Source organism: Kitasatospora sp. NPDC007106 (genome assembly GCF_040634455.1).
GTDB lineage: Bacteria > Actinomycetota > Actinomycetes > Streptomycetales > Streptomycetaceae > Kitasatospora > Kitasatospora arboriphila.
Window position 1 is genome coordinate 1 of sequence record NZ_JBEYFP010000305.1, and the last position, 6,857, is coordinate 6,857.

5 protein-coding genes and 2 pseudogenes are annotated in these 6,857 nt (G+C 77.6%); 5 read left to right on the forward strand and 2 right to left on the reverse strand.

Annotation, left to right across the window (positions count from 1 at the left end; translation table 11 throughout):
* Positions 1-70: 70 nt before the first annotated feature.
* On the forward strand, positions 71-1,324 hold the full coding sequence (locus ABZ641_RS21560) for an MFS transporter (RefSeq protein WP_359984014.1): 1,254 nt from the start codon (positions 71-73) through the stop codon (positions 1,322-1,324).
* A complete protein-coding gene (locus tag ABZ641_RS21565; RefSeq protein WP_359984009.1) occupies positions 1,321-2,343 on the forward strand; it encodes a TolB-like translocation protein in 1,023 nt (340 codons plus the stop codon). Before ABZ641_RS21560 ends, ABZ641_RS21565 begins: the two co-directional genes overlap by 4 nt.
* Here the strand turns inward: ABZ641_RS21565 and ABZ641_RS21570 are convergent.
* A pseudogene (locus tag ABZ641_RS21570) lies at positions 2,331-3,134 on the reverse strand (FAD-dependent monooxygenase); the annotation flags it as partial. The gene ABZ641_RS21565 and the pseudogene ABZ641_RS21570 sit on opposite strands and share 13 nt — an antisense overlap.
* A gap of 116 nt (positions 3,135-3,250) precedes the next feature.
* Positions 3,251-3,739 carry a MarR family transcriptional regulator gene (locus ABZ641_RS21575; protein ID WP_359984017.1) on the reverse strand — a complete coding sequence of 163 codons (489 nt, stop codon included), beginning with the start codon at positions 3,737-3,739 and terminating at the stop codon, positions 3,251-3,253.
* 173 nt (positions 3,740-3,912) lie between these two features.
* Here ABZ641_RS21575 and ABZ641_RS21580 point away from each other — a divergent pair, with 173 nt between their 5' ends.
* From ABZ641_RS21580 to ABZ641_RS21590, 3 genes and pseudogenes are all read left to right on the forward strand, one after another.
* A complete protein-coding gene (locus ABZ641_RS21580; protein WP_344621962.1) occupies positions 3,913-4,836 on the forward strand; it encodes an ABC transporter ATP-binding protein in 924 nt (307 codons plus the stop codon).
* Positions 4,833-6,422 (forward strand): ABC transporter permease, encoded by a 1,590-nt coding sequence (locus tag ABZ641_RS21585; protein ID WP_359984012.1) that lies wholly within the window; start codon positions 4,833-4,835, stop codon positions 6,420-6,422. The genes ABZ641_RS21580 and ABZ641_RS21585 overlap by 4 nt, the downstream gene beginning before the upstream one ends.
* 160 nt (positions 6,423-6,582) lie before the next feature.
* A pseudogene (locus ABZ641_RS21590) lies at positions 6,583-6,857 on the forward strand (hypothetical protein); the annotation flags it as partial.

The window sequence follows — 6,857 nt, forward strand, 5'->3', positions numbered from 1 at the left end:
CGGCGACGCCGGCAGCGGCGACGCCGGCAGCGCCGCGAGCCGCAGCACCGATCCGGCCGCCGTCCCGGGCATCCGCCCGGGGCGGCGCGCCGCCGCGGTGCCCGGCACCGTCCTGGCCCTCGGCGCGGTCAGCCTGATCACCGACGTCTCCTCGGAGATGGTCGGCGCGGTGCTGCCGCTGTACGTGGTCGCCGGACTCGGGCTCTCCCCGCTCGGCTTCGGCCTGCTCGACGGCATCAACAACGGTGTCGGCGCCCTCGTCCGGCTGGTCGGCGGGCACGCCGCGGACGGCGGCCGTGGCAGGCACAAGGCCGTCGCCGCGATCGGCTACGGCCTGTCCGCGGTCTGCAAGCCGCTGCTGCTGCTCGCCCACACCCTGCCGCTGATCAGCGCGGTGCTGGCGGTCGACCGCACCGGCAAGGGGCTGCGCACCGCCCCGCGCGACGCCCTGATCTCGCTGGCCACCGCGCCCGAGCACCGCGGGCGGGCGTTCGGCGTGCACCGGGCCATGGACACCACCGGCGCGCTGCTCGGCCCGCTGGTCGCCTTCGCCCTGCTCCGGTTCGCCGCCGACGGCTACGACGCGGTCTTCGCCGTCTCCGCGTGCGTCGCCGCGCTCGGCGTGCTGGTGCTGCTGCTCTTCGTCCCGGGCCGCGCCGCCGCCGCCCCCGCCGACGGGCCGCGCCCCGCCCTGCGCGACTCGCTGGCCCTGCTGCGGCTGCCCGCGCTGCGGCGGCTCACCCTGGCCGCCGTCCTGCTCGGTCTGACCACCGTCAGCGACTCCTTCCTGTACCTGCTGCTGCAGCGCCGGCTCGACCTGCCGGCGCACCTCTTCCCGCTGCTGCCGCTCGGCACCGCGGCCGCCTTCCTGCTGCTGGCCGTGCCCTTCGGCGCGGCCGCGGACCGGATCGGCCGCCGCAGGCTCTTCCTGCTCGGCCACCTGGTGCTGCTCGCCGGGTACGGGCTGCTGCTCGCCCCGTTGCACGCCTGGTGGGCGGCGCCGGTCGTACTGCTGCTGCACGGCTCGTTCTACGCGGCGACCGACGGCGTGCTGGCCGCGGCCGCCTCCGCGACCGTGCCCGCCGAGCAGCAGGGCGCCGGGCTCGCCCTGGTGGGCACCGGGCAGGCGCTGGCCCGCTTCGGCTGCTCGCTGGCGTTCGGCGCCGGCTGGACCCTCTGGGGCGGGCAGCCGGTGCTGGCGGTCGCCGCCGCGGCGCTGGCCGTGGCCGCCGGTGCCGCCTTCCTGCTGATCCGCACCCCCGGCTCCCCGCACACCCCCGACTCCCCGCCCGACACCGGCACCACCGAGGAGCACCCTGCATGACGCGCACCGCCCGCCTGCTGACCCTGCTGGCCGCCGTCCTCCTGCTCGGGGCGGTCGGCACGGTGGCGGTGCTGCACGCCGCCGACCGCTCCGGCCGCAAGGACCAGGAGCAGGCGGGCGGTCCCGTGATCACCCCCGGCCCCGTCCCGCTCGCCCCGGACGGGCCCCGCCGGCTGCTGTTCCGCTCCACCGCCTGGGGGCCGCACCGCGACGAGATCACCGCGGTGCCCGCGGACCGGCCGGACGGCCCGCGGACCGCCTCCGGTCTCAGGTGCCTGCGCTTCCACGCCGCCGCGGGCACCGGCATCTGCCTGCAGGGCGAGCAGGAGGGGCTGGGCGACCGCTACACCGCGGTCGTCCTCGACGCCGGCCTGCACGAGCTCAAGCGGTACCCGGCGGCGGGCATCCCCACCCGCTCCCGGGTCTCGCCCTCCGGCCACCTTGCCGCCTGGACGGTCTTCGTCAGCGGCGACTCGTACGCGGGCACCGACTTCTCCACCCGCACCTCGATCGTCGACACCCGCGGCTGGACCCTCTACGACAACCTGGAGACCTTCACCGTCCTCGACGGCGGCAAGCCGCTGAAGTCTCCCGACACCAACATCTGGGGCGTCACCTTCGCCGACGACAACGGCTTCTACGCCACCGTCGCCACCGGCGGGAGGACCTACCTCGTCCGCGGCGACCTCGGCGCCCGGACGCTCACCACCCTGCACCAGAACGTCGAGTGCCCCTCGCTCTCGCCGGACGGCACCCGGGTGGCCTACAAGAAGCGGGTGGCCGGCGCCTCCCCGGACGCGCCGTGGCGGCTGTACGTGCTCGACCTCGCCACCATGACCGAGACCGCCACCGCCGAGCAGCGCAACATCGACGACCAGGCGCTGTGGGCCGACGGCCGCACCCTGGTGTACGCCCTGGCCGGGGACTACGGGGCCGACCTCTGGACCGTCCCGGCCGACGGCTCCGGCAGCCCCGCCGTCCTCACCCGCTCCGCGGTGGCCCCGGCCTACCTCGGCTGACCGGCCGCCGGGCGGGCCGTCCGCTCCGCCGGCGGCCGCCAGTCCAGCAGCGACGCCGCGGCCCGGACGGCCGTCCGTTCGGGTAGCCGGCCGGCCGCCGCGAGGAGGGCGTCCCGCAGGGCGACCGCGGGGGCGGCCCGCAGCCCGACCAGCCGGCCGACCCGGCGCGAGCCGGCGGTGACGGCGGTGGTGCGGGGCAGCCGGGCCGCGGTGTAGGCGGCGAGGGCGCCGGTGACGTCCGCCCCGGCGAGTGCGTGCGCGAGGACGACGGCGTCCTCCAGGGCCTGGCAGGCGCCCTGCCCCTGGAAGGGCGTCATGGCGTGGGCGGCGTCGCCGAGCAGGGCGACCCGGCCGCCGTGCAGGGCGGGCAGCGGGTCGGCGAGCTCCCACACGTCGTGCCGCAGCACGGCCGCCGGGTCGGCGGAGTGCAGCAGGTCGACCAGCCCCCGGTGCCAGTCGCCGTACCGGCGCAGCAGTTCGGCGCGTTCGTCGCCGTCCGCGGCCCGGCCGCCGGGCGGGGTGAGCGCGGCGGCGTAGAGGTAGACCCGGCCGCCGGTGAGCGGGATGACGCCGGTGAGCGCGCCGCGGCCCCAGGTCTCGCCGGCCGGCACCGGACGGCCGGGGTCGGGGACGACGGTGCGCCAGGTGGTGAAGCCGGAGTAGCGCGGGCCGGGGTGTCCGGGCAGCAGCAGCGCGCGGGCGGCGGAGCGCAGCCCGTCGGCGGCCACCACCAGGTCGGCCTCGCCCTCGGTGCCGCCGGCCGTGACCCGGGCGGGCCGGCGGGCGTCGCCGGGGACGCCCGGCGGCTGGTCCGCTGGTGCGAGGGCGTCGTCTTCCACACCGCGGCCGGTGCGGGCCGCGCCCTCGGTGTGCCGGGGCCGCAGGAGCTGAGGGCCGAGGCCGCCCGCTACCTGGACGCGCTGCTGGCGTCCTGAGCCCGCGTCGGCGGGTGCCCGGCGTCCTGGGGCTGCGTCAGTTCCGTGCGCAGCTGCTCGCGCCGGTCGTGCCAGCGGCCGAGCAGGGCGGGCAGCTCCTCGCGCATGAAGCCGAAGAAGGCCAGCGACTCGGCCAGCCGGGCCCCGGCCGGGGTGTCGGGGCCGAGCGCCTCGATGCCCTCGCGCAGGCTCGACTCCCAGCGGACGAGCTCCCGGTCGCGGTGGACGGAGGCCTCGTACCAGGCGTCGTCGTGCACCCAGTAGCGGTCCCGGCGGGAGCCCGCCTCGCGTTCGCGGGTGACCAGGTTGACCTGGCCGAGGAAGCGCACCGCGCCGGACACCGCGGCCGGGCTGATCCGCAGCGTGTCGGCGAGTTCGGCGGCCGTCAGCCGGCCGGAGTCGCTGGCGAGCAGGGCGGTGAAGACCCGGGCGGGCATCCGGGGGAAGCCGGCGTCGGCCATCACCGCGGCGAAGCGCTCCACGAAGGCCCCGACCGCCGCGCCGTCCCGTTCCACCACGCCTCCCGCCCCGTGCCACGACCGTCCGGACCATCATCGGGGACCGGTCGGCCCTTGCGGAAATCCACTGAATTCATGAACTTCACGAATCTGTGAATCGAGAGTACCGTCGAGCCATGACGACCGCCATCTCGGTGACCGGCCTGGTCAAGGACTTCGGCCGGACGCGCGCCCTGGACGGGCTGGACCTCGCCGTCGCCCGCGGCGAGGTGCACGGCTTCCTCGGCCCGAACGGCTCCGGCAAGTCGACCACCGTCCGCGTCCTGCTCGGCCTGCTGCGCGCCGACGCCGGCACCGTCCGGCTGCTGGACGGCGACCCCTGGCGGGACGCCGTCGACCTGCACCGCCGCCTCGCCTACGTGCCCGGTGACGTCACCCTCTGGCGGAACCTCTCCGGCGGCGAGGCCATCGACCTGCTCGGCCGGCTCCGCGGCGGCCTCGACCCCGCCCGCCGCGCCGACCTGCTGGAACGCTTCGAACTCGACCCCACCAAGAAGGGCCGCACCTACTCCAAGGGCAACCGTCAGAAGGTCGCCCTGGTCGCCGCCCTCGCCTCCGACGCCGAACTGCTCGTCCTGGACGAGCCCACCTCCGGCCTCGACCCGCTCATGGAGGAGGTCTTCCGCACCTGCGTCGCCGAGGAGCGCGACCGCGGCCGCACCGTGCTGCTCTCCAGCCACATCCTGTCCGAGGTCGAGGCGCTCTGCGACCGCGTCAGCATCATCCGCGCCGGCCGCACCGTGGAGACCGGCACCCTGGCCGAGCTGCGGCACCTCACCCGCACCGCGATCGACGCCGAACTCGCCGGCCCGCCGCCCGAGCTGACGGGCGTGCACGACCTCGTCACCGACGGCCGGCGGGTGCGCTGCCAGGTCGACGCGGACCGGCTCGACGAGGTGCTGCGCGCCCTCACCGCCGTCGGCGTGCGCAGCCTCACCAGCCGGCCGCCCACGCTGGAGGAGCTGTTCCTGCGCCACTACGAACAGCCCGGCACCCCCGACCGCGGCGACCGGTCGCCCGACCCGGCGGTGACCCGGTGAACACCCTCGCCGGCACCCCCGTCCTGCTGCGCCTCGCCCTGCGCCGCGACCGCATCGTGCTGCCCGCCTGGGTGTACGTGCTCGCCGCCTCGGTCGTCTCCACCGCCGTGTCCTTCCGCTCGCTGTACGACACCGAGGACGCCCGGCTCCGCTTCGCCGCCGGCATCGCCGCCAACACCTCGCTGCGCGCCCTCTACGGCCCCCTGCACGACGCGTCCACCATCGGCGGGCTGACGGCCTGGCGGATGGGCGTCTTCGGCGCCGTCCTGGCCGGCCTGATGAGCACCCTGCTGGTCGTCCGGCACACCCGGGCCGAGGAGGAGGACGGCCGGCTCGAACTCGTCGGCGCCGGCGCGGTCGGCCGCCGCGCCCCGCTCACCGCCGCGCTGCTCGCCGCCGCCACCGCCAACCTGGTGCTCGCCGCGCTCGTCGCCGGCTGCCTCGCCGCCACCGGCGAGGCCCCCGCCGGCTCGCTCGCCTTCGGACTCGCCCTCGGCGGCTGCGGGATGCTCTTCGCCGGCACCGCCGCCGTCACCGCCCAGGTCGCCGGCACTGCCCGCGCCGCCAACGGCCTGGCCGGCGCCCTGCTCGGCACCGCCTTCGTGCTGCGCGCCGTCGGCGACGCCGGCCCGGCCTGGGTGGGCTGGCTCTCGCCGATCGGCTGGGCCGAGCAGGTCCGCCCCTTCGCCGGGGACCGCTGGTGGGCGCTGCTGCTCCCCGCCGCCGGCACCGCGCTCGCCGTCGCGGCCGCCTACGCCCTGGTCGCCCGGCGCGACCTCGGCGCCGGCCTGCTGCCGCAGCGCCCGGGCCCCGCGGCCGGCGCCCCCGGGCTGCGCACCGCCACCGCGCTCGCCGTCCGGCTGCACCGCGGCACCCTGATCGGCTGGGCGGGCGGCCTCGCCGCGGCCGGACTGGTCTTCGGCGGGGTCTCCCGCGGCGTCGTCGACCTGGTCGGCGACAACGCCCGGGTCGCCGACGTGATCGCCCGGCTGGGCGGCCGCCAGGGCGTCCTGGACGCCTACTTCGGCACCATGACCAACCTCTTCGGCATGGTCGTCGCCGGCTACGCGGTGCAGGCGGTGCTGCGGCTGCGCGCCGAGGAGACCTCCGGCCGGGCCGAGCCCGTCCTCGCGACCGCCGTCTCCCGGCTCCGTTGGGCCGGCGGGCACCTGCTCTTCCCGCTGGCCGGCAGCGCCGTGCTGCTGGCCGTCGCCGGGGTCTTCACCGGTCTCGGCCAGGGTGCCGCGATGGGCGGCACCGGGCGGGCCGTCGCCCGGCTGGTGCCCGCCGCGCTCGCCCAACTGCCCGCGGTGTGGCTGGTCGCGGCGGTCGCGCTCGCCGTGGTCGGGCTGGCGCCCCGGTGGAGCACGGCGGCGTGGGGCGCGCTGGCGTTCTTCCTGCTGATCGGCTGGCTCGGCCCCGTGCTGCGCCTGCCGCAGTGGGCCCTGGACCTCTCCCCGTTCACCCACACCCCGCACCTGCCGGGCGGCGCCTTCACCGCCGTCCCGCTGCTCTGGCTGACCGCGCTCGCCGCCGTGGCGGCCGCCGTCGGCCTGGCCGCGCTGGACCGCCGCGACCTGGGCTGAGCCGCGGTGCCGGGCGGACGGCCCGGCGGCTGAGGGGGAGTTCGCGGGCCGGCCCGTCCGGGGCCCGAATACGGTCGGACGGGCGTCCTAGTGATCCGCTATATTCGCGCCGCCGTCGAACGACCAGTGTCCGGCGCGCACCAGCGCACAGGGAGCCCGCATGCCGTCCGACCCGTACAGCCCTCAGCCGGACGACCGGGCGGCCCGGGACGACGCCTTCGCCCGGGCCTTCGCCCCGCCGCAGGAACCCCGGCAGGACCCGCAGCAGACCCCGCCGCCGCCCTACGGTGCGCCCGTGCCGAACCCGTACACCGCGCCGGCCCAGGACGAGGCACTGGCACGGGCGTTCGCCCCGCCGCCCGGCGACCTCCCGTTCGGTGCCGTCCCGCCCGGCGCGGTGCCGCCGGGTGCCGTGCCGCCCGCGGCCCCGTGGGG